We start from the raw sequence: 26,519 nt of genomic DNA, 5'->3' as shown, positions 1-26,519 counted from the left end.
GGTCTGGGTTCTCGTATGGACTGCTGTGTGGTGGGCCGAGTATAGAGGGGAGCCGGGGGGTTTCGCTCCCACTCTCTCCGGAGGGGCGGCCCCGGCACCCACGGCTCACCGCCTGGATCAGCTGTTGGTGAAGATCAGGCAGGTGAGGATGAGACAGGTGTACTGGCAGCCGGCGCCGTGGCCGGTCAGCTCGACGGACTCGGTCTCCGGCAGGTCCTGCAGCGCCGCGAGGTCGGTCTCGAAGTCCACCATGTTCTCCATGATCGGGTTCCTCCCCTGGAACTACGCCCGCCGCGATCTGCCTGCGGGCATCGGGTGTCGCCCCCGGGCGGCTCGGTCCGCCGCGCCGGGGTGGTGCCCCGGGCCGCGTCGGGCCCGGGAGTCTGTGTGGTGAGGTGTCGACGTCCTGATGAGGAGTCGATGTCCTGAGGTGTCGAGCAGTCGAGGTGTCGACGTCCTGAGGTGTCGAGGTGTCGAGGAGTCGACGTACCGAGGTGCCGGGGCTCCGGTCAGCCCGGTCGGCCGGTCCGCAGGAACGCGGCCAGCAGCTCGTGCAGCACGGCCGCGCCCTCCTCGGCGAGCACCTCGTGGCCCGATCCGGCCGCCTCGACGTACCGGAAGTCCGCGCCCTCGACCCGGCCGATCCGCAGCAACTCGTGCCGCAGCGAACGGGACTGGCTCACCGGCACGACCTCGTCCCGGTTGCCGTGCACCACCAGCAGCGGGGCGCTCAGCCGGTGCGTCAGCTGGAGGACGTCGCGCGGGCCGCGGGCGTCGGTGATCGGTTCGTCGCCGGCCAGCCGGGTGGTCAACGCCCGTACGGGGGGTGCCGCTTCGGCCAGCAGCCGGGCACCGGACAGGAACGGTGCGACCACCGCGCAGCGGGACACCTGCTCGGACGGCGCGTGCGCGGCCGCCAGCAGCGCCAGGAACGCGCCGTAGCTGACCCCGAACAGGGCCGGCGGTTCCAGCCCGAGTGCCGCGCGCTGGCCGGCGATGCCGTCCAGCAGGTACAGCACGTCGTCCAGGTCGGGCCCGCCCCAGGCGCCCCGGATGGCCATCGCGTGCGCCACCCCGTAGCCGGTGGAGCCGCGCTGGTTCGGTGCGATCACGGCCAGGCCCTCGGCGGCCATCCGCTGAAGGGCCGGGTCGAACTCCAGCCGCCAGGCGTCCGCCGGGCCACCGTGCAGCGCCAGCACCAGGTGCGGGCTGCTCAGCCAGGTGTCCCCGCCGTACACCACGGCCTCCAACGGCCCGGCCGGACCGGCGAGTTCGAGGCTCTGTGCGGGCTGCCAGCGGCCGCCGTCCCCGGGGGCGGTGCTGCCGTCCACCCGCCAACCCGGCGGCTGGGTGCGGGGGGTGCGCGGACCGCCGGGCTGCCAGGGCAGCACGGTGTCCCGCCACGGGCCGGGCAGGCCGGAGCCCAGCGGCGCCAGTTGCAGCGGCAGCGGCATCGGCATCGGGCCGGACCCGGCCTTCGCCGGGCCGTGCGCCAGCAGCGCGTCCACGTCCAGGGCGGCCAGCGCCGCCGGGTGGTCGGGCGAGGAGTACGGAAGCCGCAGCGCCGCCCCGCCCCAGTGGCCGACCGCGCCGAGTCGGCCGGGCGGCACCGGCAGCTGGTCCAGCCGGCCGGCGGCGGCCCGCCACAGGGCGAGCGCGGAGCCGGCGCCGTGGTCGACCTGCACCGCCACCTGCGGGCCGTCCGCCGTCCGCCGCAGCGCGACCGGCCGCAGGAACATGCCCGCGACGTGCAGGCACTCCGGGAACCGCAGCGGTTCGCCGCCGCCCAGCACGCCCCAGCCGAGCCGGTCGGTGCCCGGCGCGTCGCTGCGCACCATCGCGAACCGGCTGTCCGGGTCGAACAGCACCAGCCGGTCGTTGCTGCGCTCGCCGATCTCCAGCAGCGGGGTGGTCGTGCCGCTGCGCAGGTCCAGCACCACGGTGCGGACGAGCCCCGCGTTCACCCGGTCCAGCGCCAGCAGCGCCCCGGCGCTGTCCAGCCAGGCGCCGCCGCCGTGCAACCCCGGGATCTCGGCGACCCGTTCGGGCTCGCTGCCGTCCGTCCGCACCAGCCAGACGGTGGTCGCCGGGCGGGTGTCCGTCCCGAGGGCGAGCGCCACCGGCGTCCGAGGACCGGCGCCGTGGGGCGTCGGGACCGGCAGCAGCCGCAGCCCGGGCATCCGGATCGTGGCCATCTGCTGCTCCACGGCGCCGTTCTCGCCGTACGAGAGGCGGACCAGGTCGTGCCGCTCGCCGTCGTGCCGGCAGACCAGCACCGAGCCGTCCGGCAGCGCGACCAGTTGCGAACGCAGGCTCTCCGACCGGTTGCCGGACAGCGGCAACGCCAGCGGGGTGGCCGGCCCGCCGTCCGAGGGCAGCCGCCAACTCTCCACGTACCAGCCGCCGTCGGCGGCCGAGGCGAGGCAGGCGGCGTGACCGCCGTCGGCGGAGAAGGTGAAGCTCAGTCGGCGCAGCGCCTGCGCGACGGTCCGGGTGGCCACGTTCATGCCCCGCTCACCCCGCTGCCTGTGCCCTGGAGCCGGCGCACGGCGGGCGGAGCCGGATCCACCCAGAGTCGGGGGCCGCCGTGCCGAAGCCGCAGCAGGAAGGCCAGCGCGCCCGCCGCGCCGGTGCCGTAGCCGGCCGCGCAGCCCGTCCCGGTCTCGTCCGGCAGCACCAGCAGGCCGCCCCGCAGCGCCGACCGGGCAGCGATCAGTAGCGCCAACTCCTCGGCGCCGGAACGGAATTCCGGCTCGTCGGCGACCTCGGCAAGGTCGAGCAGGTACTCGCCGTCGCCGGCCAGGCCGTGGCAGGCGCTCACCCCGCCGTGCCAGCGCCCGGCCAGTACGGCCCGCCCGGCGGCCAGCGCCAGCCCGTGCGCGGTGGCGTCGCCGGTGGCCCGCCAGAGGCGCAGCAGGAAGGTGCCCACGCCGGACGAGCCGCTGCACCAGTGCGCCAGCCGGACGCGGTCCGGATCGCCCGCGCTCTGCGGCCACCAGGCGCTCTCGCGCGGCGCGTCCCAGCGGACGGTCGCGGCGAGCGTGTGCCCGGCCTCGACGGCGCCGGCCAGCAGGTCGCGGTCACCGGTCGCCTCGGCGGCGGCCAGCAGGAAGGCGCCCACACCGGCCACGCCGTGCGCGAAGCCGAGATGGGTGATCCCGGCGAGCGCCGAGTCGAAGTCCGCCGGCACCGGCCACACCCGCCCGTACGGCTCGCGCCGGGCGGCGGCGAGCAGGGCGTGGCCGCAGTGGGCGGCGCGGTCGAGGAAGGCCGGGTCACCGGCGGCTTCGGCGGTGAAGCCTTCGGCGGCAAAGCGGAGTTGGGTGAACCCTGAGCCGGCCGCGCCGTGGCAGACGTCGGGGTTGGGCCACTCGACGGGGATCCGCCGGGCGAGCGCGGCGGCCCGAACGGCCAGCCCCTCGTCGCCCAGCGCCCGGGCGGCGTCCAACAGTGCCCAGGCCGTCCCCGACCGCCCGAAGTGCAGCCCGGGCAGCACCACCGGCTCGGCGGCCAGGCGCCGTTCGATCCACCCGGCGGCCGTCCGGGCCGTCCGCGCGGCCTCCGCGCGCACCCCGCCCGGCAGGCCCTCCGCCGCCACCGCCCGCGCCAGCACCGCCAGCACCCCGGCGGCGCCGTGCTGCACATTGCACGGATCCGTCCGCTCCCCGGCGGGCACGACCGGCCACAACCGGTCCCGCCGCAGCGGCGTGGCCGTGACGGCCAGCTGCCGCAGGCCGTCGCACAGCACCCGGTCGAGGAGGCCGGCCGACGCGCGGCAGGCGGCGTCCGGGGCGGCACCGTCGGGTCGGACGGCAGCCCGGGGGCCGCCGGTCGTGGCGGTCGCATCGGTCGCGGAACGGTCGTCGTGGGCGTCGCCGGAGTGCTCGGCGGGCGTGGCCCGGTGGGCCGCGGCGCGCCACGGCGGAGCGGTGGCGGCCCGGATGGCACCGGCCCTGGCGGGCGCGGCACTGCTGTCGGCGGCTCGCTGCGGGGGTGCGGTGGCGGCGGCGCCGGTCGGGCCGGCGGCATGCGGGCCGTCGGGGCGCCCGGTGTGCGTGTTCCGCCGGTTCGGTGCCTGCCACAGGGGAGTGACGGCGGCGGTGGTCTCGTGGCCGTGCACGGCACCAGGGGTTCCGCCGCCGTCGGCCGGGTCCGGGTGCGTGTCGCCGCTGCGCCGGGCGCCCGCGGTGGCTCCGCCCGCGAGTTCCACCCTGACCTGGGCGAGGCTCCAGCGCTGCCCCGGCTGTTCGGCCCGGAGGCCGAGGACGGCGGGGGCGAGGCGGCGGGCGGTGGTACCGGTGCGGGCGGCGAGGGCGAGCCAGCGGCCGAGGCGCTCGGTGACCGGGCGGGCCCGGGGGAGGTCGTCCGGGAGCAGCGGGTCGTGGCCGGTGGCGAGGAGGAAGAGCAGGCCGCCGAGGGCGTACAGGTCGACGGCCGGGTCGGCGACGCAGGTGCCGTCGTGGACGAGGCCGAGCCGGCCGGGCCCCTGTTCGGGGGCGCGGTAGCCGGGGGTGCCTGCGGAGCCGGCGGGGCGGCCGGTTTCGGCGGCGAGTTCGAGGTCGACGAGCCGGAGGCGGCCGTCGGGGCGGACCATCACGTTGCCGGGGGAGAGGTCGCGCAGGACGAGCCCTTGGGCGTGCACCTGCTCGACGAGGTCGAGGAGGGCGTGCGCGACCGGTCCGGCTTCGGCCCAGTCGACGTCGGGGCTGCCGTCGCGCCGCAGCCGGGCGGCGACCCACGCGCCGAGCGGCTGTCCGGCGATTCGTTCCTGCACGAGGAAGACGGAGTCGTCCCGTTCGATCAGTTCGATCGGGTGGGGTGCCAGGCCCTGCCCGTCCAGCCGGGTCAGCAGGGCGGCCTCGTGCCGCAGGGCGTCGCGGGCGTCGGTGCCGGCCCGGTCGATCTCGATGTGCGCGCGGGCCTGCTTGACCACGACCTCGGCGCCGCTCGCGGCCTCCCGGCCGAGGAAGACCCCGCCCTTGGTGCTGTGCCGTACGGCGGCGGTGATCGCGTACCGCTCGGCGAGCAGCACGCCCGCGCCGCGCTTCGCCCCCGGCCGGGCCGCACCGGTCGCCAGCGGGTCCCGGGCCCAGGACGGCGCCCGGTAGGAGGCGCCGCGCACGTCCTCGGCCCGTTCGCCGTCCGGCCCGTGCAGGACGGAGCGGTACTCCCCGTCGTGGCCGAGCTCGGCGCGGGCCGCGAAGGCGCCGTACCGGTAGTGGACCAGGCTGCCGGGCCGGTAGGGGCGGTCGGAGAGCACGACGGGCCCGGGCAGTCCGGCGGTGGCCCGGTCGAGTCCGGCGGCCAGGCGCCGGAACTGGGCGTCGTCGGCCGGGTAGACGGTGATGAACTTGCCCGCCGAACCCCGATCGCTGTTACGGGAGTTGAGTTCGCGCAGCCGCTGCTCCCCGGCGGCGAACTTGAACGGGCACGGGTCGTCGGCGAGGGCCCGTACGACGGCCGCGAGCACCGCTTCGCCGACCGCCGAGGCCGCGCTGACGTGGAGCTTCCAGCCCTGCTCCGGGAGTGGAGCCGACGCGGGCGGCCTGGCCGTGCACCAGAAGCCCCCGGCGGTGACCTCCCAGTCGCCGCCGCCTCCCCGGCCGCCGGCGTCCGCCAGCGCCGCCCGCGTCGTCTCCGGCCACGGTCCGGCCGCATCCGGCCCGTGGCCCGCCGATTCCCCGCCCCCGGCCGTACGCAGCGATGTGCCCGCCGCCATTCGCCACCACATCCCTTCGTCTCGTCCGCCGCCCGCGGGTGCCCACTGCTCCGGCACCCGGGCGTGCGGCCCGGCCTGATCGGCTTCCTCGGAAGGAGCGGGAGTGCCGCCCCTGAACGGGAGTGCCGCCCCGGTGCGGCGCACCGCCCTGGTACGGCGGTGCCGCGCCTGGGGCAGGAGCCCCGGCCGCGCCCGCCCCGGGCCCGGTCTCGCCAGGGCCCGTGTCCGGCGGAGCGCCTTCCCGACCCCCGGTCGGGGCAACTGTCGGGGCAACTCCCGTTCGCAGGACTGAAGTTACTTTCGAGGCGGGAGTGGCTCAACGTAGAGCCGGTCACTTCACTCGTAAGGGTGATCAGGAGGCGGTTTCGAATTCGTGCGAGGGCTCCCGTGTGAGCAGTGGGCGCCGGGCGCACGGGCGCGTGCGACCGGCGCCGGCCCCTCCCGGGCGCCCCCGCCGCAGGTTGACGCGCGTCCGTACGCCATCGGCACCCGTGTCCGAGCCGCGCCGCCACCTCGCCGCCGCCGCACACCCGCCGCCATCCCCGCCGCACTGCCGCCCCGCCGCCGTCCAGGTCGCCGAACGGCCGAGGCCCGACCGCCCCCGCGCGCACGGTAGTCTCGACAGGTGCCGAAACTGTCCGACGTCATCACCGCGCTCGAAGAGGTCTACCCGCCGCAGTGGGCGGAGGCCTGGGACGCCGTCGGCCTGGTCTGCGGAGACCCCCAGGCCGAGGTCGGCCGCGTGCTGTTCGCCGTCGACCCCGTGCAGGCGGTCGTCGACGAGGCCGTCGAGTGGGGCGCCGACCTGGTGGTCACCCACCACCCCCTCTATCTGCGCGGCACCACCAGCGTCGCCGCGACCACCTTCAAGGGCCGGGTGGTGCACACGCTGATCAGCAACGGCATCGCCCTGCACGTCGCGCACACCAACGCCGATCACGCCGACCCCGGCGTCTCGGACGCGCTCGCCGAGGCCGTGGGCCTGCGGGTGACCGGCCCGCTGGTGCCGGACCCGACCGACCCGCTGGGCCGTCGCGGCACCGGCCGGATCGGCCTGCTGGAGCCCCCGCTGCCCCTGTCGGCCTTCGCCGCGCAGGTGGCCGAGGGCCTGCCGGCCACCGCCACGGGCGTCCGGGTCTCCGGCGACCCGGACCGGCTGGTGAGCCGGGTCGCGGTGTGCGGCGGCTCGGGCGACAGCTTCTTCGCCGAGGTGCGGGCGGCCGGGGTGGACGCCTACCTCACCGCCGACCTGCGCCACCACCCCGCGTCCGAGGCCGCCGAGGCGGCGCCGGTCGCCCTGGTCGACGCCGCGCACTGGGCCACCGAGTGGCCCTGGCTCGCCCTGGCCGAGCGGGCCCTGCACGCCGCCGCCGACCAGCGCGGCTGGGCCGTGGAGACCAAGGTCTCCCACCGGGTCACCGACCCGTGGACCGCGCACGCCCCCATGTCCTTCACCGCCTGACCCGATTCACAGGAGCCTTCCCCTTGAACGCCGCGCCCGCCGACCAGATCCGCCTGCTCGACCTCCAGGCCTTCGACTCGAAGCTCGACCAGCTGGCCCACCGGCGCCGGAGCCTGCCCGAGCACGCCGAGATCGAGAAGGCCTCCGCCGACCACACCGCGCTCAAGGACCTGGTGGTCGCCGCCGAGGCCCAGCAGGGCGACACCACGCGCGAGCTGACCAAGGCCGAGCAGGACGTGGAGCAGGTCCGCGCCCGGGCCGCCCGCAACCAGCAGCGCCTGGACTCCGGCGCGATCACCTCGCCGAAGGACCTGGAGAACCTCCAGCACGAGATCGGTTCGCTGGCCAAGCGCCAGGGCGACCTGGAGGAGATCGTGCTGGAGGTCATGGAGCGGCTGGAGAGCGCCCAGACCCGGGTCACCGAGCTGACCGCGCGCCTCCAGCACTCCACCGTCGTCCTCACCGAGGCCGAGACCCGCCGGGACGCCGCCTTCGCCGAGATCGACACCGAGGCCGACAAGGTCAAGCGGGACCGCGAGACCGTCGCCGCCGTCGTCCCCGCCGACCTGCTGAAGGTCTACACCAAGCTGCGCCAGACGCAGGGCGGCGTCGGCGCGGCCCGCCTCTACCAGCGCCGCTGCGAGGGCTGCCGCACCGAGTTCTCCATCACCGAGTTCAACGCCATCAAGGCCGAGCCGGCCGACAAGGTGGTCCGCTGCGAGAACTGCTCGCGGATCCTGGTCCGCACCGCCGATTCGGGCGCCTGACCCGGTGGCGGCTCGCTTCATCGTCGAGGCGGACGGCGGGTCCCGGGGCAACCCGGGGCCGGCCGGCTACGGCGCGGTGGTCCGGGACGGCGACACCGGGCAGATCATCGCCGAGGCCGCCGAGTTCATCGGCCACGCCACCAACAACGTGGCCGAGTACAAGGGCCTGATCGCCGGCCTCAAGGCGGCCCGGGAGCTCGACCCGGACGCCTCGGTGGACGTCCGGATGGACTCCAAGCTGGTCGTCGAGCAGATGTCCGGGCGCTGGAAGATCAAGCACCCCGACATGCAGCCGCTCGCCGCCGAGGCCCGCACGATCCTCCCGCGCGCCCGGGTGACGTACACCTGGATCCCGCGCGAGCGGAACAAGGACGCCGACCGGCTCGCCAACGAGGCGATGGACGCGGGCAAGGCCGGCCGCCAGTGGGAGCCCCGGCCGCGGGCCGCCGCGGTGGTGGACGAGCCGCCGCTGGAGACCGCCGCCCCCAAGGCCGGCTGGGCCGCCCCCGCCGACCTCGGCACCCCGACCACCTTCGTCCTGCTCCGCCACGGCGAGACCGCGCTGACCCCGCAGAAGCGCTTCTCCGGCAGCGGCGGCAGCGACCCGGAACTGTCCGACAAGGGCCGCTGGCAGGCCGCGCGGGCCGCCGAGGAACTGGCCGCCCGCGGCAGCATCCAGGCCGTGGTGGCCTCGCCGATGCGCCGCACCCGGGAGACCGCCGAGATCGTCGCCGCCCGGCTCGGCCTGGAGGTCCGGTACGAGGACGGGCTGCGCGAGGTCGACTTCGGCGACTGGGAGGGCCTGACCTTCGCCGAGGTGCAGGAGCGCCACCCGGAGGACCTGGCGGCCTGGCTCGGCTCGGCGAAGGCCAAGCCCACCGGCAGCACGGAGAGCTTCACCACGCTCACCCACCGGGCCGGCGTCGCCCGGGACAAGATCATCGCCCGGCACCCCGGCAGGACGGTGCTGGTGGTCTCCCACGTCAGCCCGATCAAGACGCTGGTCCGGCTGGCGCTCGGCGCCCCGCCGGACGCGCTGTACCGGATGGAGCTGTCCGCCGCCTCGTTCTGCGCCGTCCAGTACTACGCGGACGGCAACGCCTCGCTGCGGCTGCTCAACGACACCTCGCACCTGCGCTGAACGCCCGGGGCTGAACGCCCGGCTCCGGGGGGCGCCCCCCGGAGCCGGGCTCAGCGCACCTCGGTGACCACCACGTCCAGCTGCCACGGCTTGCGCGCCGTGCCTTCGGCGGCGAGCTCCACCCGGTGCCCCAGGCCCCGCAGCGCGTCCAGCAGCTCGCCCGGCGTCTTCGGTTCGATCCCCGCGACCAGCAGGTCCCGCACCAGGCGCCCCTTGGTCGCCTTGTTGAAGTGGCTGACGACCGTGCGCTTGCCGTTGCGCTCCTGGAGCACCCGGACGGTCGCCGTCCGGGAGGCCACCTCGCCGGCCGGCTTCCACGCCGTCGCGTACGCCGAACTGCGCAGGTCCAGCACCAGCCCGTCCGCCACCTCCGGCAGCACGGACGCCATCGCGCCCCGCCAGTACGCGCCGAGCGCCCCCGGGCCGGGCAGTTTCACGCCCATCGAGCAGCGGTAGGGCGGAATCCGGTCGGAGATCCGCACGGCTCCCCACAGACCGGAGAAGACCAGCAGCGACCGCTCGGCCCGGCCGTACGCGGCCGCGTCCAGCGTGGCCAGACCCAGGTTGTCGAACAGCACCCCGGTGTACACCTCGCCCGCCGGACGGGCACCCGCCGCCGGCAGCCCGGCATTGCGGGCGATCTCGCCGCGCAGCCCGGGGCTGAGCCCCAGCACCTCCGCGGCGGTGTCCTCGTCACCCCGGCAGAGGCCGACCAGCGCGTCCAGCACCTCGCCGCGCGCGGCCGTCAGCCCGGGCAGCGACAGCCGGTCGAGCGCCACCGGCACCCCGTCCCCGGACGCGGCCTTGCCCTCCGAAGGCGGCAACAGCACCAGCACAGCGGACTCCTCAACACTCTGTGGCGGATGAACCCCGCCACCCTACGCAAAACCGGCCCGCCCCGGGCGGCCCGTCCGGCCGCGGCTACTCGGCGCCACCGGCCCCCGCGACCACGGCCGCCCCGGCCGCGAGCGCCAGGCAGAGCGGCGAGTAGTACCGGGTGTCCAGCCGCTTGAACCGCTCCGACCGCTCGACGACCCTCCCGAACAGCACCAGGCCGCCGGCGCCGCGCGCCAGCATCACCCCGGCCACCGCCCGCACCCCGGCCCGCCGCAGCCGCCGCGGCCCCACCGCCGGCAGCACCCCGGCCTCCGCCCCCACCAGGTACGCGGCCGTCCCGAGCAGCCCCGCCACCGCGACGCAGGCCGCCGGGGACGGCGCTCCGTCGCCCGCGCCGACCACGGTGTCCGCGAACTCCTCCGGCGTCCGCAGCGGCCACGGCGTCACCGCCCACACCGCGTGCAGCGCCCCCGTCGCCGCCAACACCCCGGACACCGCCGCCCCGGTCGCCTTCACCACACCCATCGCCCGAACCCCCTTCGTGAACGACCACTCGACCCCACCCTACGAGCGCTCACACCCGTGCCCCACCCCGCCCGGGCCCGGTGGACCAAGGCCGCCGCCCTCGGCCAGAGCCTGTCCCGCAACCACCCGCTGATCGACCGGAACAAGCGCACCGCCTTCGAGGCGATGCTGCTGTTCCTGGACTACAACGGCGAGCCGTACACCGACCCGCACCCGGACGACGCGGTGGCCTTCATGCTCCGGCTGGCCACCGGCGGCTACGACGACGCCGTCGTGCTCGCGGGCAAGGACCTGAAGTCGCTGCTGGGGCGCTGAGCCCAACAGCACCGGCAGTCCAGTGCCACCGGCCGCCCGGCGCGTCCGGCGGGGTGATCCGTCCGGAATCACCCGATTCGCCCTACGCTGCCTGCATGCCTCGCCGAAAACTGCGCGTCAAGGCCGCCGACTCCGCCCGGATCAACACCGAACTGACCGAACTCCGCGCCCGCCTGGAGATCCACACCGAGTGGCCGGAGCCGGTGCTGGCCGAGGCGGAGGAAGCGGCCGAGCGCCCCCGGCTGCCCGAGCACGACGCCACCGACCTGCCGCTGTTCACCGTCGACCCGCCCGGCTCGCGCGACCTCGACCAGGCCATGCACCTGCTCCACCGCCCCGGCGGCGGCTACCGGGTGTACTACGCCATCGCGGACGTCGCCGCCTTCGTCCGCCCGGGCGGCGCCATCGACGCCGAGGCCCGCCGCCGGGTCGAGACCCTGTATTTCCCGGACCACCGCGTCCCGCTGCACCCCACCCGGATCTCCGAGGACGCCGCCAGCCTGCTGCCCGGCGAGCCCCGGCCCGCCCTGCTCTGGCAGCTGGACCTGGACGCCGACGGCGCCGTGGTGCTCGCCGACCTGCGCCGCGCCCTGGTCCGCTCGCACCGCCGCCTCGACTACGAGGCCGTCCAGCGCGCGGTGGACCTCGGCGGCGCCGACGAGCAGCTCGCCCTGCTCGCCACCGTCGGCCGGCTGCGCGAGGAGCAGGAGCGCGCGCGGGGCGGGACCAGCCTCCCGGTGCCCGAGCAGGAGGTCGAGGAGACCCTGCACGGCTACGTCCTCGGCTACCGCGCGCCCGGCCCCGCCGACGGCTGGAACGCGCAGATCTCGCTGCTCACCGGCCTGGCCGCAGCCGACCTGATGCTCGACGCGGGCGTCGGCCTGCTGCGCACCCTGCCCGCCGCGCCCGCCGCCGCGTACGAGCGGCTGCGCCGGATCGCCTCCGCGCTGGACGTGGACTGGCCGCGGACGCTCCCGTACCCGGAGCTGATCCGCTCCCTGGACCCGGACGCGCCGATGGACGCCGCCTTCCTCAACGCGTGCACCGGCCTGCTGCGCGGCGCCGGCTACCACGCCTTCGACGAGTCCCGGGGCCTGCCCGCCCCGGCCGACCCGGGCCACGCCGCGCTCGCCGCGCCGTACGCGCACTGCACCGCGCCGCTGCGCCGGCTCGGGGACCGCTTCGCGCAGGAGGTGTGCGCGGCGGTGGCGGCGGGGGAGGAGGTGCCGGACTGGGCGCGCGAGGCGCTGCCCGCCGTGCCGGGCCTGATGGCGAGCGGGGACCGCCGCGCGGCCGAGGTCGAGCGGGCCTGCGTGGACCTGGTGGAGGCGGAGCTGCTGGCCGGCCGGGAGGGCGAGGACTTCACCGCCGTGGTGATCGACGTGGACGAGCGGCGGCCCGCGGCCGGCACCGTGCAGCTGCGCCGGCCCGCCGTCCGGGCCCGCTGCGACGGCGCCGATCCCGGGGTGGTGCTGCCGCTCGGCGGGCTGATCCGGGTCCGGCTGACGCAGGCCGACCCGGTCACCCGCACCGTCCGCTTCGCCGCCGTCTGACCCCCGGGCTTCCACGCGCCCCCGGCGCTCCCCCCGGCGCCGCCACCCGGACGGTCCGTCACATGGCCCCCGGGCACCGTCCAGGTGGGAGGATCGGTCCCGTGCCCGAAGCCCAGCCCTCCGGCGCCCCGGGGCGCCGCCGCCGACTGCTCGTCCTGGCGATCTGCTGCCTGAGCCTGTTCATCGTCGGCCTGGACAACACCGTGGTGAACATCGCCCTGCCGGCGATCCAGCGGGACCTGGACGCCCCGGCGTCCGGGCTGCAGTGGATCATCGACGCCTACACCCTGGTCCTGGCCTCGCTGCTGATGCTGTTCGGCTCGGTGGCCGACCGCTTCGGCCGCCGCCGGGTGTTCCAGACCGGGCTGCTGTGCTTCGCGCTCGGCTCGCTGCTGTGCAGTCTGGCGCCGAGCCTGGAGTGGCTGGTGGCGTTCCGGGCGTTGCAGGCGGTCGGCGGTTCGATGCTGAACCCGGTGGCGATGTCGATCATCACCAACACCTTCACCGACCCGAAGGAGCGGGCCCGGGCGATCGGCGTCTGGGGCGGCGTGGTCGGCATCTCGATGGCGCTCGGCCCGCTGCTGGGCGGCTTCCTGGTGGAGGGCGCGGGCTGGCCGTCGATCTTCCTGATCAACGTTCCGGTCGCCGTGGTCGCGATGCTCCTGACCGCCCGTTACGTCCCGGAGTCGCGCTCGCCCCGGCCGCGCCGGCTGGACCCGGTCGGGCAGCTGCTGATGATCGTCCTGCTGGGGTGCGGCACCGCGGCCATCATCGAGGGCCCGGGCAGCGGCTGGACGTCCCCGCTGATCCTCGGCCTGGTGGCCGTCGCCGTGGCCGCGCTGGTCGCCTTCCCGCTGTGGGAGCGGAGGGTGGCCGAACCGCTGGTGGACCCGCGGTTCTTCGCCAGCGCGCCGTTCACCGGCGCCACCGTCACCGCGGTCTGCGCCTTCTCGGCCCTGGGCGGCTTCCTCTTCCTCAACACGCTCTACCTGCAGAACGTCCGGCACTACGACCCGTTCGAGGCGGGCCTGTGGACGCTGCCGATGGCCGCGATGATGCTGGTCTGCGCGCCGCTGTCCGGCCGGATCGTCGGCAGCCGGGGCCCGCGCGGGCCGCTGGTCGCGGCCGGGCTGGGCCTGGTCGCGAGCGGGCTGCTGCTGACCAGGCTGGCCGCCGACTCCCCGGCGGCGCTGCTGCTGGCGGCGTACGCGCTGTTCGGCTTCGGCTTCGGCATGGTCAACGCGCCGATCACCAACGCGGCCGTCTCCGGCATGCCGCGCGCCCAGGCGGGGGTGGCCGCGGCGGTCGCCTCGACGAGCCGCCAGATCGGCCAGTCGCTGGGGGTGGCGGTGATCGGCACGGTCGTCACCTCGGCCGTGGTCGGCCCGGTGGCGACGGGCTTCGCCCCGGCCAGCCACGCCGGCTGGTGGATCCTGGTGGGCCTGGGCGGCGCGATCCTCCTCCTCGGCCTGGCCACCACCACCCCGTGGGCGACCGCGACCGCCGTCCGGGTGGCCGCCCGCCTCGGCGGCGAGCCGCCCGCGGTCCGCTCCGGTGTGCGGGAGGCCCCACCCGAGCGGCTACGATGACCACTACGGCGGAAGAGTCGGCCGGGCGGTCGCGACGGGTCCCTGACCCGCCGAGGAACGTCCGGGCTCCACAGAGCAGGGTGGTGGGTAACGCCCACCCGGGGTGACCCGCGGGACAGTGCCACAGAAAACAGACCGCCCACCGCTTCGGCGGCGGGTAAGGGTGAAACGGTGGTGTAAGAGACCACCAGCGACCGGGGTGACTCGGCCGGCTCGGTAAACCCCACCTGGAGCAAGGTCAAGATCGGTGCCCTCGGGCGCCGTGCGCGGATGACCGAGGGCTGCTCGCCCGAGTCCGCGGGTAGACCGCACGAGGCTGTCGGCAACGGCAGTCCTAGATGGATGGCCGCCTCCCCGGGCCGCGCGAGCACCCCGGGAGACAGAACCCGGCGTACAGGCCGACTCTTCCGCCGCCCCAGCTCGACTGAGGCCCCCTGATCTGCGAAAACGCAGGTCAGGGGGCCTTTTTCGTGAGGCCGCCCCAGTCGTGCGAGCACCTGGGGAGACGGAACCGGGGGTACCGGCCGACTGTTCCGCCCGCCCGCCGTTACGCGGGGCGGGCGCCGACGGCGTCGCGGATCTGGTCGCCGAGACCGCCGTTGACGCGGGCGCAGTTGGCGCAGCAGAAGAAGCGGCCGGCCACTTCGACGCCGTGGCCGACGATGCGGACCTGGCACTGCTCGCAGCGCGGCGCGAGCTTCTCCATCGCGCACTCGAAGCTGTCGAAGGTGTAGGTGTCGCCGGTGATGGTCTTGATCTCGAAGGCGAGCCAGTAGTCGTTGCCGCAGGTGACGCAGGTGGCCATGGCGGCCGTCTCCTTCCGGTGGGGGCCGGCCGGGGTGGCCGGGCAGCCGTTCCCAGTGTCGGAGGGCCCTGCGGGGGCGGCCACTCGACGGCGTCGTCAGGCGGGCCGGGCGGCCAGTTCCTCCAGGGCCCGGACGGCGCGGTCGGCGTCGTCGGCGGTGACGAACAGGTGGTCGTGGTGGAAGCCGGCCACCACGTTGCAGCTGATCCCCTCCTCGGCGAGGCGCCCGGCGACGGCCGCGGTGAGGCCGACGGCCTCCAGGGCGGAGTGGATCTGCAGGGTGATCCAGGCCGCCACGTACTCGTAGCGCAGCCCGAGCGCGTCGGCCTCCTCCTGGGTGACGACGACCGTGACCCCTTCGGGTTCGGCGACGGTCACCACCGGCCGCATGCCCGCGGGCACCTTGGCGGGCAGCGTGCAGTAGACGTACCGCCCCGGGTTGAGCAGCGGGCGCATCCCGTGCAGCAGCTTCGCGAGGTCTCGTTCACCGGCCATGCCCGTCACCGTAGCGGGCGGACGGGGCCTGGGCGGCGGGGTTGGGTGCCGATGCGCCGTTCGTGTCGGAATCCGTTGACGAGCGACAGTCGCCGATATATCGTCGAGCTATCGAGACAGTAACTCGACTGGCTCGGTGAACGAGGAGGTGAGCGCCATGCGCTCAGGAAACCGAGGAAATCCGGGAATGCGGTTCAGCGGCGAGGGTCCGCGCGGGGGCTGGCGCCGCGGGCCGGGGCCGGACTTCGAAGGGCGGGAGTTCGAGGGCCGGGAGGCCTTCGGCGGCTTCGGCCCGCCGCCGTTCGGCGGCGGTGGGCCCGGGCGGCCGATGGGCGGCCCGTTCGGGCACGGCTTCGGCGGGCACGGCGGGCGCCGGGGCGGCCCGCACGGGCGCCGCGGCGGCCGGGCGCGGCGCGGGGACGTCAGGGCCTCGCTGCTGGCGCTGCTCAAGGAGCGGCCGATGCACGGCTACGAGATGATCGCCGAGATCTCCGAGCGGACGGGTGGGGCCTGGCGGCCGAGCCCGGGCTCGATCTACCCCAACCTCCAACTGCTGGAGGAGGAGGGCCTGATCACCGCGGAGGAGGTCGGCGGCAAGCGGCTGGTATCGCTCACCGAGGCGGGCCGGGCCGAGGCCGAGGCGGGGCCCGCCGAGCCGTGGGCGGAGGCCGGCCGGGAGGTCGACTGGGAGGCCGTCCAGGAGGTCGGCCAGGCGCTGGCCGCGGTCGACCAGGCGATCCGCCAGGTGATGGCGACGGGCACCGAGGCGCAGCGGGCCAAGGGCCTGGTGGTGCTCACCGAGGCGCGCAAGAAGCTGTACCTGATCCTCGCCGACGAGGACTGACCGCCGTGGGGGGCTGGGCACAGGCGGTGCGGCTGTTCAGGGGTGGACCGTGAACAGGGCCACGCAGGCGAGCAGCAGCACCGCCCAGCCGAACCAGAGCCAGCCGTTCGGGCCGATCACCACGGTGTAGACGCACACCGCCACCAGCAGCGCCCCGGTGACGCCGGCGACCTGCCGGTTGTGGTGCGCGACCGCCTGGGGGCGGCTGCGGGGGTGCCGTGCCGTTCTCGCCATGCCGTCCTCCCGGGGAGGCTGGGGGCGGCGGCCGGTGCGGGCGGCGCGGCCGTCAGCCGGACGCGCGGGCGGTGGCCGCCTCGTCGAACTCGTAGCGCCAGTGCCAGCTGATGCCCCGCACCTGCTTGGACCGGACGTACACCAGTGTGCGCGCGGGGGAGTCGCCGTGCGCGGGGACCGGCACCTTGTAGGTCTTCGGCACGCCGAACATCGGCCCCAGCGGGATGGGGAGGATGCGGCCGTCCAGGGGGCCGCCGACGAATTCGGTGTCCGCGCTCTTCACCCCACCAGGGTCTCACCTCCGCACGGGTGACCGGCGCACCCGCCCGAGCCCTCCGGCCGGGTGCGGGGAGTGTGACCGGAGAGGCACCGCCCCCGGTCATCCGGAGGCCCCGCGCACCCTTATCCTTCCTGTTACGCCCCCGGGGTTCACCCGGGTCAGCGGGCCCCGTACGGGCCGGGCGGGGCGCGGATCCGCGCGCCCTCCGGCCGACCTGGCGCGGACAGCGTGCTGCCGCGACTGCGTACCGTGACCCGGGCGTCGGCCCTCCGGTGACCCCGGTTCCCGGTCGGCAGGGCGTGGACAGCAGGGCCGAGCACCGTCCCGGGAAGCAGCGGGGGGCGCTGTGCGTTGCGTCGGAGTGGTACGTCGAACGCTGTGCCGCACCAGGTACGGCAGTGCGCGGAAGGGGCCCGATGGAAGCCGGCGGCAGGTGGACGACCTGGTGGCAGAAGCGTGAGCGTCAGCGGGCCAGGTCGGGTGAGGTGGACGGCCCCGCCGCCCGGCTCGATCAGCTGCTCGGCGCGGTGCGCGCCGGATTCCCGCTCGCGCCGGCCGCGCATCCGGCCGGCTACCGCTGCTCCTGCGACCGGGTGGCCTGTCCGGCGCCCGCCCAGCACCCGGTCTCCTTCGCCTGGCAGACCCAGGCCACGACCGACCCCGAGCAGCTCGCCCGCTGGCTCGCCCGCGATCCGCAGACCAACTTCATCACCGCCACCGGCCGCGCCCACGACGTCCTGGACGTCCCGGTCGAGGCCGGCCGGCTGGCTCTGGAGCGGCTGACCGAGCGGGGCGTCGAGGGCCCGGTCGCCGCCGTCGGCGAGGACCGCTACCTGTTCTTCACCGCCACCCGGGGCACCCCGCAGGACGAGGACGAGTGGTGGCCGAGCGTCCTCGACTCCACCCCGGACACCATGTCCGAGCACCCCGGCCTGCGCTGGCACTGCCGCGGCTCGTACACCCTGCTGCCGCCGGCCGCGCTGCCGGACGGCTCGCAGGTGCGGTGGCTGCGCGGGCCCGAGCAGCCGCTGCCGGACCCGCTGCGCGTCCTGGACGTGCTCACCGACGCCTGCACCGAGGTGGGCGCCGTCGCCGAGGAGCAGTGGCTCATCGGCTGAACCGGCGCCCGGCCGGGGGTCACGGCAGGGTGAGGACCTCCGCGCCGTCCGCCGTGACCACCAGGGTGTGCTCGAACTGGGCGGTGCGCTTGCGGTCCTTGGTGACGACCGTCCAGCCGTCCGGCCAGATCTCGTAGTCGTAGGTGCCCAGGGTGAGCATCGGCTCGATGGTGAAGGTCATCCCCGGCTTGATCACCTCGGTGGCCCGCTCGCTGTCGTAGTGCGGGATGATCAGGCCGGAGTGGAACGACGTGTTGATGCCGTGCCCGGTGAAGTCCCGCACCACGCCGTAGTCGAAGCGCTTGGCGTAGGACTCGATGACCCGCCCGATCACGTTGATCTGACGGCCGGGCTTGACGGCCTTGATCGCCCGGTTGAGGGATTCGCGGGTCCGCTCGACCAGCAGCCGGGACTCCTCGTCGACGTCGCCGACCAGGTAGGTGGCGTTGAGGTCGCCGTGCACTCCGTGGATGTACGCGGTGGCGTCGATGTTGACGATGTCGCCGTCCTGGAGCACGGTCGAGTCCGGGATGCCGTGGCAGATCACCTCGTTGATCGAGGTGCAGACCGACTTGGGGAAGCCGCGGTAGCCGAGGTCGGACGGGTACGCGTCGTGGTCGCACATGTAGGTGTGGGCGACGGCGTCCAGCGCGTCGGTGGTGACGCCGGGGGCGATCAGCTTGGCGGCCTCCGCCATCGCCTGGGCGGCGATCCGGCTCGCGATCCGCATCTTCTCGATCGTCTCGGCGGTCTGCACCTCGGGCCCGGTGTACGGCGTCGGGGCGGGCCGCCCGACGTACTCGGGGCGCGCGATGTGCGCCGGGACCTTGCGGGTGGGGGACTGGATGCCGGGTACGAGAGCCATGGCCGCGAGTCTATCGGCCGCCCCCGGCGCGCCCGGGCGGTGTGCGCGGCGGCCCCGGCCGGGGAATGATCGGTACGACCCCATCGCTTCGACGGGAGGGCACCATGCCCCTGGGATTCCACCGCAAGCCGACCGGCAAGCCCGGCGAGTGGTTCTACTGCATCAAGCACGGCAAGGTCGAGGAGGGGCCGGAGTGCCCCGCCAAGGACCGCCTCGGCCCGTACGACAGCCCGGAGGAGGCCTCGCACGCCCTGCAACTCGCCGACGAGCGCAACCGGGAGTGGCGGCAGGGGGACGAGCGCTGGAACGACACGCCGAAGGACGGCGGCGGCGAGTAGCGGCCGGGGCGGCGTCCGGCGGACGGCTTCTGCCGTCAAGCCGTCGCCGCCGTCCGTCCGTCCGCCGTCAGTCCGTCGCCGCGGCGGCCTCCCGCTCCCGCTGCTGCTCCCGCTCGCGCTCCGCGCGCTCGTGCCCGGCGCGGACGGCGGCGGTGTGCGGGTCGGTGCGGTCGTCGTAGGCGAGCAGCTTGGGCAGCGCGGCGGCCACCGCGAGGACGGCGACGACGCAGATCAGGCCGCCGCTCCAGACGGCGGCGCGGACGCCGACCAGCCCGGCCATGGTGCCGGCCCGGACCTGGCCGAGCTGGGGCCCGACGGAGTAGCTGAGCAGTTCGACGCCGGCCATCCGGCCGCGCACCTCGTCCGGGATGGACTGGTTCCACATGGTCGAGCGGGCCAGCCCGCTGATCTCGTCGGCGCCGCCGGCCAGCGCCAGGCCGAGCAGCACCAGCCAGATGCTCCCGGACAGGCCGGCCAGGGCCATGGCCGCGCCCCAGCCGACGGCGGCGACCACCAGCAGCCGGCCGTGCCGGTGGATCCGGGACGTCCAGCCGCTGGTCGCCCCGACCAGCAGGGCGCCGGCCGCGGAGGCCGCGTACATCGGGCCGAGCGCCCAGTCCGCGCCCAACTCGGAGGCCAGGAAGGGGAAGACGGCCACCGGGAAGGCGAACAGCATCGCGCAGAGGTCGATCGTGTAGGTGCCGAGCAGGTCCTTGCGGCTCCACGCGTACCGGACGCCGGTGAGCACCGCCCGCACCGACGGCCGCTCGGCGCCGGTGGCCGGCGGCACCGCCCGGATCCGGACGAGCAGCAGCAGCGATGCGGCGAAGGTGAGCACGTCCAGCGCGTACGCCGTCCCCACCCCGGAGAACGCCACCACGACGCCGGCCAGCGCCGGCCCGGCCACCGAAGCGGCGTTGCGGTACAGGGAGTTGAGGGCGAACGCGGCGGTCAGGTGCTGGTGCGGGACGATCCGCGGGGTGAGCGAGTCCAGGGCCGGGCGCTGCAACCCGTCGCAGGCCGCGACCAGCGCGGCGACCAGGTAGATCGGCCAGAGCAGCGGGGACGGCAGCAGCGCGTTGAGCAGCAGCAGGCCGGCGAGCAGACCCAGCCCGGCCTCGGCCCGCAGCACCAGCTTCCGGCGGTCCAGGGCGTCGGCGAGGGCGCCGCCCCACAGGCCGAAGACGATCAGCGGGACGAGCTCGAAGGCGCCGATCAGGCCGACCGCGAAGGAGGAGCCGGTCAGCTCCTTGATCTGCATCGGCACGGCGACGTAGGTCAGGTAGCTGCCGAAGCTGGTGACGCAGCCGGAGAGCCAGAGGAAGCGGAAGTCGCGGGAGGCGCGCCAGGGCGAGAGGTCGGGCGCGAGCGAGCGCAGCAGCGTGCGCAACCGTCCGGAGGTGCCAGGGGGATGCGGGGGTTCGTCGTCGTTCACGAACCAGCATCCTCGAACGCGGGCTGCCGGGTTCGCAAAGGGTTTTTCAGCCCGACACACGACCGTCAGCCCGACACCTCGCTGACAACGGCCGGGTCGGGCCCGGGCTACCAGCGGCTGATCGCGGGCGGTGCGGTCAGCCGGCCGGCGAGTTCGGCGAGCCGGTCCAGCGCGGTGCGGCGGGCCGGGGGCCGCCCGGCGGCGGCGCTGACCAGGTGCTGGGCGAGGTCGAAGGGCTCCTCGTCGGCGGTGCCGACGGCGAGCCGCTCGTGCGCGAGCCCGCCGAGGTCGCCCGGCTCGGCGGGGGCGGCGCCGTCCAGCGCAAGCACGGTCGCGCCGTGCCGGCGGGCGTCCTGCACCCGTTCCAGCAGCGGCGCGCCGGCCGTCTCCGGCGCCACCACCAGGACGGTGGCGCCGCGCCCGGCCCCGGTGAGCCGACTCAGGCCGTGCGCGAGGTGCGCCGGGGCGCCGACCGGCGGAGCGTGCCGCAGCAGGGTGGGCGCCAGCCGGGGGACGGCCGACCAGGCGGCCTCGTCGGCCAGGTGCGCGGCCAGATGCCAGGGCTCGTACGCCTCGGTTCCGATCAGCAGCAGCTCGCCGGCCCCGCGCCGCGACACCGAGCGCCGCAGCGACCCGGCGAAGCCGCCGACCGCCTCCAGCCAGCCGGTGCCCGCCAGGTGCTGCCGGAGTGCCGAAACTCTCACCGCGTCCATGCGGCCCAGAATGTCGCGTCCGGCCGGGGGTTTGACAGGATCGGCCCATGACTTCCCTCGATTCAGCGACAAACCCGGCCCACGAACTGCCGGACGTCTCACAGCTGGTGATCGGTGTCCTCGGCGGCACCGGCGACCAGGGGCGCGGCCTGGCCCTGCGGCTGGCCAAGGCCGGCCAGCAGGTGATCATCGGCTCGCGCGACGCGGCCCGGGCCGAGGCCTCCGCCGCCGAACTGGGCCTCGGCGTGCGTGGCGCCGACAACGCCACCACCGCCCGGGAGAGCGACGTGGTGATCGTCGCGGTGCCCTGGGACGGGCACGCCTCGACCCTGACCGCGCTGCGCGAGGAACTGGCCGGCAAGATCGTGGTCGACTGCGTCAACCCGCTCGGCTTCGACAAGCAGGGCGCGTACGCGCTGAAGCCGGAGGAGGGCAGCGCCGCCCAGCAGGCCGCCGCGCTGCTGCCGGACTCCCGGGTCACCGCCGCCTTCCACCACCTCTCGGCGGTGCTGCTCCAGGACGAGTCGGTGGAGCAGATCGACACCGACGTCATGGTGCTCGGCGAGGAGCGGGCCGCCACCGACATCGTGCAGGCGCTGGCCGGCCGGATCCCCGGCATGCGGGGGATCTTCGCGGGCCGGTTGCGCAACGCGCACCAGGTGGAGTCGCTGGTGGCCAACCTGATCTCGGTCAACCGCCGCTACAAGGCCCACGCGGGCCTGCGGGTGACGGACGTCTGAGATCCGGTGGAGCCGTGTCGGCCTCACCCCTGGACCAGCTCCGGAGGTGAGGTCGGCGACAATGGGTGCGGCCGCAACCCGGCCGACCGCACCCGGCCCTAGGAGCCTCCCGCCATGCCCCGCACGTCCCTCTTCGCCCTGATCGTCGTCGTCCTCGCGCTGGCGGCCGCCGTGGTCTCGCTGACCCAGGGCTTCTGGCTGGGCCTGATCTGGCTCCCGATGGCCGGTGTGGCGAGCAACGTGCTCTGGATGAACCGCCGCCGCGCGAAGATCGCCGAGGCCACGGCCGCCGCCGCGGCAGCCGAGCAGGGCTAGTCGGCTAGTTCTTCCAGAAGCTGAACAGGTACCGGCCGAGCGTCGCGTAGTCCTGGTCCACGCCGAACAGGCTCATCAGGTCGTGGATGACCCCGAAGAAGAACGAGTTCACCGAGGGCTGCCACAGCAGCGCGAACACGGCCAGCAGCCCGTACGGCGCGAACGGCTCGACCGCGCGCCGGGTCTTGTACGACAGCCAGGGCTCGACGATCCCGTAGCCGTCCAGCCCGGGCACCGGCAGCAGGTTCAGCAGGGCGGCGCTGAGCTGGAGCAGGCCGAGGAAGCCGAGCGCGCCCGCGAACGGCGAGACGTTCAGCTCGTAGCCGTTCCAGACCGCGTGCACCGTCGGGTCGTCCAGCCAGCCGGCGCCGATCGGGATCAGCAGCAGGGCCGCGCACACCACGTTCACCAGCGGCCCGGCCGCCGAGATCAGGCTGTGCTTGAGCCGGCCCCGGATCCGGTCCCGCTCGATCCAGACCGAGCCGCCGGGCAGGCCGATGCCGCCCAGGATCACGAACACGATCGGCAGCACGAAGCTGAGCAGCACGTTGGTGTACTTCAGCGGGTTGAGCGTGAGGTAGCCCTTGGCGCCGACGCTGATGTCGCCACCGTGCAGGGCGGTGCGCGCGTGCGCGTACTCGTGCAGGCACAGCGAGACCATCCAGCCCGCCACCACGAACAGGAACACCCCGAACGAGGCGTTCCCGTAGCCCGAGTACACCGCCCAGCCGGAGGTGGCGAGGACGGCGAGGAGCACCCAGAACACCGGGCTGATCCGGCGGTCCTCGCTGCGTGAGCGCTGCGTGGCGGCGAAGGTCATGGTGTGGGTGCTCCGGGTGTCCGAGGAAAAGCGGGCAGGGGATCGATCATGCCGGGCGGGCCGGTGACCGGACAAGCCGTCCCGGGTGAACGTCCGAGGGCCCCGTCCGGGTTCCGCCGCCGGTGAGGGGCCCCTGGACAATTGTGCGCCCCGATCGCCGCCCATCGACCAGAATGGACCGGTGTACTACGGCATCCTCGGGACCACGACGGCCCACCACGACGACGGCACCCCGGTGCCGCTAGGCGGCGCCCGGCTGCGGGCACTGCTCACCGCGCTCGCCCTCCGGCAGGGCCGCCCGGTGCCCGCCGACCTGCTGGTGGACGAGGTGTGGGAGGCCGAGCCGCCCCAGGACTCCTCCGCCGCGCTCCAGACCCTGGTCGGCCGGCTGCGCCGGACCGTCGGCCGGGACGAGATCGGCTCCGGCCCGGCCGGGTACTGGCTGACCGACCCGGCCACCGACCTCGCCGAGTTCCAGCGGCTCGGCGCCGAAGGCCGCCGCGCCCTGGACACCGGGGACCACGCGCTCGCCGCCGAGCGGCTGCGCGCCGCCCTGGCGCTGTGGCGCGGCCCCGCCCTGGCCGACCTGCCGGACCGCAGCGGCCCGGCCGCCCGGCTGGAGACCCAGCGCGAGGAGGCCCGCCGCCACCGGATCACCGCCGAGCTCGGGCTCGGCCGGGCCGCCGAACTGGTCGCCGAGCTCACCGAGCTCTGCGAACGGCAGCCGCTGGACGAGCCGTTGCAGCAGCTGATGATCCGGGCGCTGCACGAGAGCGGTCGCACCGCCGAGGCGCTGCGCCACTACGAGCGGACCAGGCGCGCCCTCGCCGAGGAGCTCGGCGTCGACCCGGGGCGCCAACTCCAGTCCCTGTACGCCACGTTGCTGACCCCGGCCGAGGTCGAACCGGCGCCCGCCGCCGCGCCGACCACGCCCGCGCCGGAGTCCATACCGGCCCCGCCGACCCCGCCGGCCGCCGGGCGGTCCGGAGCGCCCCAACTCCCGCGCGTCGGCGGCAACCTGCGCGGCCGGCTGACCAGCTTCGTCGGCCGTGAGGGCGATCTCGCCGCACTGCGCGGGACGTTGACGGAGCATCGGATGGTCACCCTGACCGGCCCCGGCGGCTCCGGCAAGACCAGGCTCTCGATCGAGGCCGGCCGCGCCGAGCAGTCCGCCGGGCACTGGCCGGACGGCGTCTGGGTGGCCGAACTCGCCCCGCTGGAGACCCCGGACGCGGTGCCCGCCGCCGTGGTCTCCGCGCTCGGCCTGCGCGAGATCGTGCTGCACAGCGGCGGCATGGTCGCCGAGGTGATCGAGAAGCGCGCCGAGGACCCGGTGCGCCGGCTGGTCGAGCACTGCGGCCACCGCCGGATGCTGCTCGTCCTGGACAACTGCGAGCACCTGATCCAGGCCGCCGCCGACCTCGCCGACATCCTGCTCACCGAGTGCCCCGAGCTGACCGTGCTCGCCACCAGCCGGGAGCCGCTCGGCGTGCCCGGCGAGACCGTGCTGCCGGTCGAGCCGCTGCCCGACCCGGTGGCGCTGCGCCTGCTCACCGAGCGTGCCACCGCCGCCCGACCCGGCTTCGACCCGGACACCGACCCGGCGGCCTGCGCCGAGATCTGCCGCCGCCTGGACGGCCTGCCGCTGGCCATCGAACTCGCCGCCGCCCGGCTGCGGGTGATGACGGCGCGCCAGATCGCCGACCGCCTGGACGGCCGGTTCGCCCTGCTCACCGCGGGCAGCCGCACCCTGCTGCCGCGTCAGCAGACCCTGCGCGCGGTGGTCGACTGGAGCTGGGACCTGCTGGGCAAGCGCGAACGGGCGGTGCTGCGCCGGCTCTCGGTGTTCGCCGGCGGCTGGCAGCTGGAGGACGCCGAGGCGATCTGCGCCGACGGCGTCGAGGTGGTCGGCGGGGAGGTCGCCGACCTGCTGCTGTCGCTGGTCGACAAGTCCCTGCTGGTGGCCGACCTGGACGACGGCAGCCTGCCGCGCTACCGGATGCTGGAGACCATCCACGAGTACGCGACCGAGCGCCTCGCCGAGTCCGAGGAGGAGCGCGACGCGACCGGGGCCCGCCACCTGACGCACTTCCGTACCATCGCCGCCACCGCCTTCCTGAACATCCACGGCCCCCAGCAGCTGCACTGGCTGACGGTGCTGGAGCGCGAGCTGGACAACATCCGGGCCGCGCTGAGGCGCGCCATCGACCTCGGGGACGAGGAGCAGTCGCTGGTCCTCACCCTCGGCATGAGCTGGTACTGGTCGCTGCGCGGCTACAGCATGGAGGCCCGCGGCTGGTACGACGCCGTCGCGGCGCTCGGGCCGGATCCGTTCGGCCCGAAGCCGCCCGTACCGCTGGAGCGGGACGTGCTCTCCTACGGCCTGCCGATGCCCGAAGGGGTCGTCGAGGAGGCCCGCCGACTGCTCGCGATGTACCGGCTGATGGGTATGTTCGAGGGGAACCTGGACGTGCTCGGCAACCCGGTGGCGATCGCCGTCGCGGAGCAACTGCTGGAGGCCTACACCCCGGAGCTGCCGCAGGCCTACCGGTTCCCGGGCCTGATACGGGTGTTCGGGGCGTTCCTGGCCGGCCGGCTGGAAATGATGAGGAGCCTGCTGGACGACGCCGTCCGCGGCTGCGAGGAGCACGGCGGGCCGAACGACCTCGCGTTCATCCTGCAGCTCCGGGCCAAGATGCTGAACGACTGGCCGGGCGGGGCCGACCAGGGAATCCTGGACGGCCAGCGCTCCCTGGAACTGTTCGAGCAGGCCGGCAACCTCTGGGGGGTCTCCCAGGCCCTGTCCGCCCAGGGCGAGTCGCTGGCCAACCGGGGCGATCCGGAGGCGGCCGCCGTCGCGTACGAGCGGGCGATCGAGCTGGCCGAGGAGCTGGGGACGCCGCACGAGGTGCCGATGCTGCGGGTGAACCTCGGCTCCGCCCTGCTGGAGCAGGACATGGAACGCGGCGAGCGGATCATCCGGGAGACGCTGGCCGGGCTGGACCACCACAGCGCGGACCACTCCTCCACCGGCGCGCTGCTGTTCGGCGGCCTCACGCTCTGCGGCGTCCACATGCTGCGCGGTGAGTACGCGCAGGCGCTGGCCGAGCTGGACCGGATGGAGGCGACCAGCGTCGGCAGCTTCGCCCCGGGGATCGTGACCGGGATGCTGACCACCACCCGGGGCTGGATCACCGCCCGGGCGGGCCGGCCGGACGAGGGGCTCGCGATGCTGCGCGAGGGGCGGACGCTGCTGCGCGAGACGTCGCGCACGAGCGGCTTCGGCGAGCAGATGACGGTCATGGTGGTCCCCGCGGTGGTGGGGGTGCTGCGCGCCTTCGCCGAACGCGACGGCGACCTGGAGCGGGCCCGGCAGGCCACCGTGCTGCACGGCGCGCACCACGTGCTGAACGGCCCGAAGGGCGGCTACCTGGACCGCGTCGAGCGCGGCCGGGCGGCGACCGACCTGCGGGCCCAGCTGGGCGACGCCGCGTTCGAGGCCGCCCACGCCGCCGGCGAGGGCCTGACCCCGGAACAGATCCGGGAGCGGATGTACGAGTGGATCGGCTGACCGGCGTCCGTCCCTGGTCACCGGTCAGCCGACAGGAG

Annotated in this window: 25 protein-coding genes and 1 other RNA gene; 13 read left to right on the top strand and 13 right to left on the bottom strand. The window is 75.2% G+C overall.

Features of this window, described 5'->3' with window-relative positions; genetic code table 11:
• Positions 1 to 117 precede the first annotated feature (117 nt).
• The 3 genes from AC07AL_RS00200 to AC07AL_RS00190 form a co-directional block, all read right to left on the bottom strand.
• Positions 118 to 261, bottom strand: coding sequence for a VenA family class IV lanthipeptide (locus AC07AL_RS00200; protein ID WP_159398410.1), 144 nt, complete (start codon positions 259 to 261; stop codon positions 118 to 120).
• Between the two features lie 248 nt (positions 262 to 509).
• Positions 510 to 2,507, bottom strand: coding sequence for an alpha/beta hydrolase family protein (locus tag AC07AL_RS00195; RefSeq protein ID WP_478316158.1), 1,998 nt, complete (start codon positions 2,505 to 2,507; stop codon positions 510 to 512).
• On the bottom strand, positions 2,504 to 5,719 hold the full coding sequence (locus AC07AL_RS00190; RefSeq protein ID WP_478316157.1) for a class III lanthionine synthetase LanKC N-terminal domain-containing protein: 3,216 nt from the start codon (positions 5,717 to 5,719) through the stop codon (positions 2,504 to 2,506). The genes AC07AL_RS00195 and AC07AL_RS00190 overlap by 4 nt, the downstream gene beginning before the upstream one ends.
• 625 nt (positions 5,720 to 6,344) lie before the next feature.
• On the opposite strand from AC07AL_RS00190, the gene AC07AL_RS00185 reads away from it, so the two are divergent.
• Genes AC07AL_RS00185 through AC07AL_RS00175 form a run of 3 tightly spaced genes read left to right on the top strand, consistent with a single transcriptional unit; the run spans position 6,345 to position 9,089 of the window.
• A complete protein-coding gene (locus AC07AL_RS00185; protein WP_350885034.1) occupies positions 6,345 to 7,181 on the top strand; it encodes a Nif3-like dinuclear metal center hexameric protein in 837 nt (278 codons plus the stop codon).
• Positions 7,182 to 7,204: 23 nt separating this feature from the next.
• Positions 7,205 to 7,948: a zinc ribbon domain-containing protein gene (locus tag AC07AL_RS00180; protein WP_363580833.1), complete on the top strand. Its 744-nt coding sequence runs from the start codon at positions 7,205 to 7,207 to the stop codon at positions 7,946 to 7,948.
• Positions 7,949 to 7,952: 4 nt separating this feature from the next.
• On the top strand, positions 7,953 to 9,089 hold the full coding sequence (locus AC07AL_RS00175; RefSeq protein WP_063347373.1) for a bifunctional RNase H/acid phosphatase: 1,137 nt from the start codon (positions 7,953 to 7,955) through the stop codon (positions 9,087 to 9,089).
• Between the two features lie 50 nt (positions 9,090 to 9,139).
• Here the strand turns inward: AC07AL_RS00175 and yaaA are convergent, their stop codons facing one another.
• Positions 9,140 to 9,925, bottom strand: a complete 786-nt coding sequence (gene yaaA / locus AC07AL_RS00170) for a peroxide stress protein YaaA (RefSeq protein WP_478316155.1) — start codon at positions 9,923 to 9,925, stop codon at positions 9,140 to 9,142.
• A gap of 85 nt (positions 9,926 to 10,010) precedes the next feature.
• On the bottom strand, positions 10,011 to 10,451 hold the full coding sequence (locus AC07AL_RS00165; RefSeq protein WP_363580839.1) for a DUF3995 domain-containing protein: 441 nt from the start codon (positions 10,449 to 10,451) through the stop codon (positions 10,011 to 10,013).
• 57 nt (positions 10,452 to 10,508) lie between these two features.
• On the opposite strand from AC07AL_RS00165, the gene AC07AL_RS00160 reads away from it, so the two are divergent.
• From AC07AL_RS00160 to rnpB, 4 genes are all read left to right on the top strand, one after another.
• Positions 10,509 to 10,766 carry a type II toxin-antitoxin system death-on-curing family toxin gene (locus tag AC07AL_RS00160; RefSeq protein WP_363628561.1) on the top strand — a complete coding sequence of 86 codons (258 nt, stop codon included), beginning with the start codon at positions 10,509 to 10,511 and terminating at the stop codon, positions 10,764 to 10,766.
• Positions 10,767 to 10,861: 95 nt separating this feature from the next.
• Entirely contained in the window at positions 10,862 to 12,319 is a 1,458-nt protein-coding gene (locus AC07AL_RS00155; protein WP_363628560.1) for an RNB domain-containing ribonuclease, read from the top strand.
• Positions 12,320 to 12,381: 62 nt separating this feature from the next.
• Positions 12,382 to 13,908 (top strand): MFS transporter, encoded by a 1,527-nt coding sequence (locus AC07AL_RS00150; protein WP_400805558.1) that lies wholly within the window; start codon positions 12,382 to 12,384, stop codon positions 13,906 to 13,908.
• A gap of 13 nt (positions 13,909 to 13,921) precedes the next feature.
• An RNA gene (gene rnpB / locus AC07AL_RS00145) (RNase P RNA component class A) lies at positions 13,922 to 14,318 on the top strand.
• Positions 14,319 to 14,455: 137 nt separating this feature from the next.
• Here rnpB and AC07AL_RS00140 read toward each other — a convergent pair.
• Positions 14,456 to 14,713, bottom strand: coding sequence for a hypothetical protein (locus AC07AL_RS00140; protein WP_063347367.1), 258 nt, complete (start codon positions 14,711 to 14,713; stop codon positions 14,456 to 14,458).
• Between the two features lie 96 nt (positions 14,714 to 14,809).
• A complete protein-coding gene (locus AC07AL_RS00135) occupies positions 14,810 to 15,208 on the bottom strand; it encodes an ACT domain-containing protein (RefSeq protein ID WP_363580847.1) in 399 nt (132 codons plus the stop codon).
• Positions 15,209 to 15,395: 187 nt separating this feature from the next.
• Between AC07AL_RS00135 and AC07AL_RS00130 the strand changes: the two genes are divergently transcribed.
• Entirely contained in the window at positions 15,396 to 16,052 is a 657-nt protein-coding gene (locus tag AC07AL_RS00130) for a PadR family transcriptional regulator (protein ID WP_363580849.1), read from the top strand.
• A gap of 36 nt (positions 16,053 to 16,088) precedes the next feature.
• Here the strand turns inward: AC07AL_RS00130 and AC07AL_RS00125 are convergent, their stop codons facing one another.
• Together AC07AL_RS00125 and AC07AL_RS00120 are read right to left on the bottom strand one after the other, a co-directional pair.
• Positions 16,089 to 16,286 (bottom strand): hypothetical protein, encoded by a 198-nt coding sequence (locus tag AC07AL_RS00125; protein WP_063347364.1) that lies wholly within the window; start codon positions 16,284 to 16,286, stop codon positions 16,089 to 16,091.
• 52 nt (positions 16,287 to 16,338) lie between these two features.
• On the bottom strand, positions 16,339 to 16,569 hold the full coding sequence (locus tag AC07AL_RS00120; RefSeq protein ID WP_063347363.1) for a hypothetical protein: 231 nt from the start codon (positions 16,567 to 16,569) through the stop codon (positions 16,339 to 16,341).
• Between the two features lie 413 nt (positions 16,570 to 16,982).
• On the opposite strand from AC07AL_RS00120, the gene AC07AL_RS00115 reads away from it, so the two are divergent.
• Positions 16,983 to 17,684: a bifunctional DNA primase/polymerase gene (locus tag AC07AL_RS00115; RefSeq protein ID WP_363580851.1), complete on the top strand. Its 702-nt coding sequence runs from the start codon at positions 16,983 to 16,985 to the stop codon at positions 17,682 to 17,684.
• Positions 17,685 to 17,703: 19 nt separating this feature from the next.
• Here AC07AL_RS00115 and map read toward each other — a convergent pair whose 3' ends face one another.
• Complete coding sequence (gene map, locus AC07AL_RS00110) at positions 17,704 to 18,549, bottom strand: type I methionyl aminopeptidase (protein ID WP_063347361.1); 846 nt, start codon at positions 18,547 to 18,549, stop codon at positions 17,704 to 17,706.
• Between the two features lie 104 nt (positions 18,550 to 18,653).
• Between map and AC07AL_RS00105 the strand changes: the two genes are divergently transcribed.
• Entirely contained in the window at positions 18,654 to 18,887 is a 234-nt protein-coding gene (locus tag AC07AL_RS00105) for a hypothetical protein (protein ID WP_363580853.1), read from the top strand.
• 67 nt (positions 18,888 to 18,954) lie between these two features.
• Here AC07AL_RS00105 and AC07AL_RS00100 read toward each other — a convergent pair whose 3' ends face one another.
• Together AC07AL_RS00100 and AC07AL_RS00095 are read right to left on the bottom strand one after the other, a co-directional pair.
• Positions 18,955 to 20,322: an MFS transporter gene (locus AC07AL_RS00100; protein ID WP_363580855.1), complete on the bottom strand. Its 1,368-nt coding sequence runs from the start codon at positions 20,320 to 20,322 to the stop codon at positions 18,955 to 18,957.
• 107 nt (positions 20,323 to 20,429) lie between these two features.
• Positions 20,430 to 21,035 carry a hypothetical protein gene (locus AC07AL_RS00095; protein ID WP_400989302.1) on the bottom strand — a complete coding sequence of 202 codons (606 nt, stop codon included), beginning with the start codon at positions 21,033 to 21,035 and terminating at the stop codon, positions 20,430 to 20,432.
• A gap of 47 nt (positions 21,036 to 21,082) precedes the next feature.
• Between AC07AL_RS00095 and npdG the strand changes: the two genes are divergently transcribed.
• Both npdG and AC07AL_RS00085 read left to right on the top strand, forming a co-directional pair.
• Positions 21,083 to 21,775 carry an NADPH-dependent F420 reductase gene (gene npdG / locus AC07AL_RS00090; RefSeq protein WP_363622329.1) on the top strand — a complete coding sequence of 231 codons (693 nt, stop codon included), beginning with the start codon at positions 21,083 to 21,085 and terminating at the stop codon, positions 21,773 to 21,775.
• A 114-nt stretch (positions 21,776 to 21,889) separates the two neighbouring features.
• Positions 21,890 to 22,090 (top strand): hypothetical protein, encoded by a 201-nt coding sequence (locus AC07AL_RS00085; protein ID WP_363372195.1) that lies wholly within the window; start codon positions 21,890 to 21,892, stop codon positions 22,088 to 22,090.
• A 4-nt stretch (positions 22,091 to 22,094) separates the two neighbouring features.
• Here AC07AL_RS00085 and AC07AL_RS00080 read toward each other — a convergent pair whose 3' ends face one another.
• Complete coding sequence (locus tag AC07AL_RS00080) at positions 22,095 to 22,910, bottom strand: site-2 protease family protein (RefSeq protein WP_400805565.1); 816 nt, start codon at positions 22,908 to 22,910, stop codon at positions 22,095 to 22,097.
• 181 nt (positions 22,911 to 23,091) lie between these two features.
• On the opposite strand from AC07AL_RS00080, the gene AC07AL_RS00075 reads away from it, so the two are divergent.
• Positions 23,092 to 26,481, top strand: coding sequence for an AfsR/SARP family transcriptional regulator (locus AC07AL_RS00075; protein WP_478316152.1), 3,390 nt, complete (start codon positions 23,092 to 23,094; stop codon positions 26,479 to 26,481).
• Positions 26,482 to 26,519 lie beyond the last annotated feature (38 nt).

It is taken from the genome of Kitasatospora sp. NPDC043949 (assembly GCF_056435365.1).
Note: the sequence above shows the minus strand (reverse complement) of the source record. Positions and strands in the feature narration are given on the sequence as shown.

Excerpts from the sequence above, each read along its gene's own strand:
- AC07AL_RS00115 (WP_363580851.1), top strand. The coding sequence starts at position 16,983 with ATGGAAGCCGGCGGCAGGTGGACGACCTGGTGGCAGAAGCGTGAGCGT.
- AC07AL_RS00095 (WP_400989302.1), bottom strand. The coding sequence starts at position 21,035 with ATGGACGCGGTGAGAGTTTCGGCACTCCGGCAGCACCTGGCGGGCACC.
- npdG (WP_363622329.1), top strand. The coding sequence starts at position 21,083 with ATGACTTCCCTCGATTCAGCGACAAACCCGGCCCACGAACTGCCGGAC.
- AC07AL_RS00155 (WP_363628560.1), top strand. The coding sequence starts at position 10,862 with ATGCCTCGCCGAAAACTGCGCGTCAAGGCCGCCGACTCCGCCCGGATC.
- AC07AL_RS00105 (WP_363580853.1), top strand. The coding sequence starts at position 18,654 with ATGCCCCTGGGATTCCACCGCAAGCCGACCGGCAAGCCCGGCGAGTGG.
- AC07AL_RS00125 (WP_063347364.1), bottom strand. The coding sequence starts at position 16,286 with ATGGCGAGAACGGCACGGCACCCCCGCAGCCGCCCCCAGGCGGTCGCG.
- AC07AL_RS00085 (WP_363372195.1), top strand. The coding sequence starts at position 21,890 with ATGCCCCGCACGTCCCTCTTCGCCCTGATCGTCGTCGTCCTCGCGCTG.
- AC07AL_RS00140 (WP_063347367.1), bottom strand. The coding sequence starts at position 14,713 with ATGGCCACCTGCGTCACCTGCGGCAACGACTACTGGCTCGCCTTCGAG.
- map (WP_063347361.1), bottom strand. The coding sequence starts at position 18,549 with ATGGCTCTCGTACCCGGCATCCAGTCCCCCACCCGCAAGGTCCCGGCG.
- AC07AL_RS00195 (WP_478316158.1), bottom strand. The coding sequence starts at position 2,507 with ATGAACGTGGCCACCCGGACCGTCGCGCAGGCGCTGCGCCGACTGAGC.
- AC07AL_RS00080 (WP_400805565.1), bottom strand. The coding sequence starts at position 22,910 with ATGACCTTCGCCGCCACGCAGCGCTCACGCAGCGAGGACCGCCGGATC.
- AC07AL_RS00130 (WP_363580849.1), top strand. The coding sequence starts at position 15,396 with ATGCGGTTCAGCGGCGAGGGTCCGCGCGGGGGCTGGCGCCGCGGGCCG.
- AC07AL_RS00165 (WP_363580839.1), bottom strand. The coding sequence starts at position 10,451 with ATGGGTGTGGTGAAGGCGACCGGGGCGGCGGTGTCCGGGGTGTTGGCG.
- AC07AL_RS00150 (WP_400805558.1), top strand. The coding sequence starts at position 12,382 with ATGGCCCCCGGGCACCGTCCAGGTGGGAGGATCGGTCCCGTGCCCGAA.
- AC07AL_RS00135 (WP_363580847.1), bottom strand. The coding sequence starts at position 15,208 with ATGGCCGGTGAACGAGACCTCGCGAAGCTGCTGCACGGGATGCGCCCG.
- AC07AL_RS00200 (WP_159398410.1), bottom strand. The coding sequence starts at position 261 with ATGGAGAACATGGTGGACTTCGAGACCGACCTCGCGGCGCTGCAGGAC.
- AC07AL_RS00190 (WP_478316157.1), bottom strand. The coding sequence starts at position 5,719 with ATGGCGGCGGGCACATCGCTGCGTACGGCCGGGGGCGGGGAATCGGCG.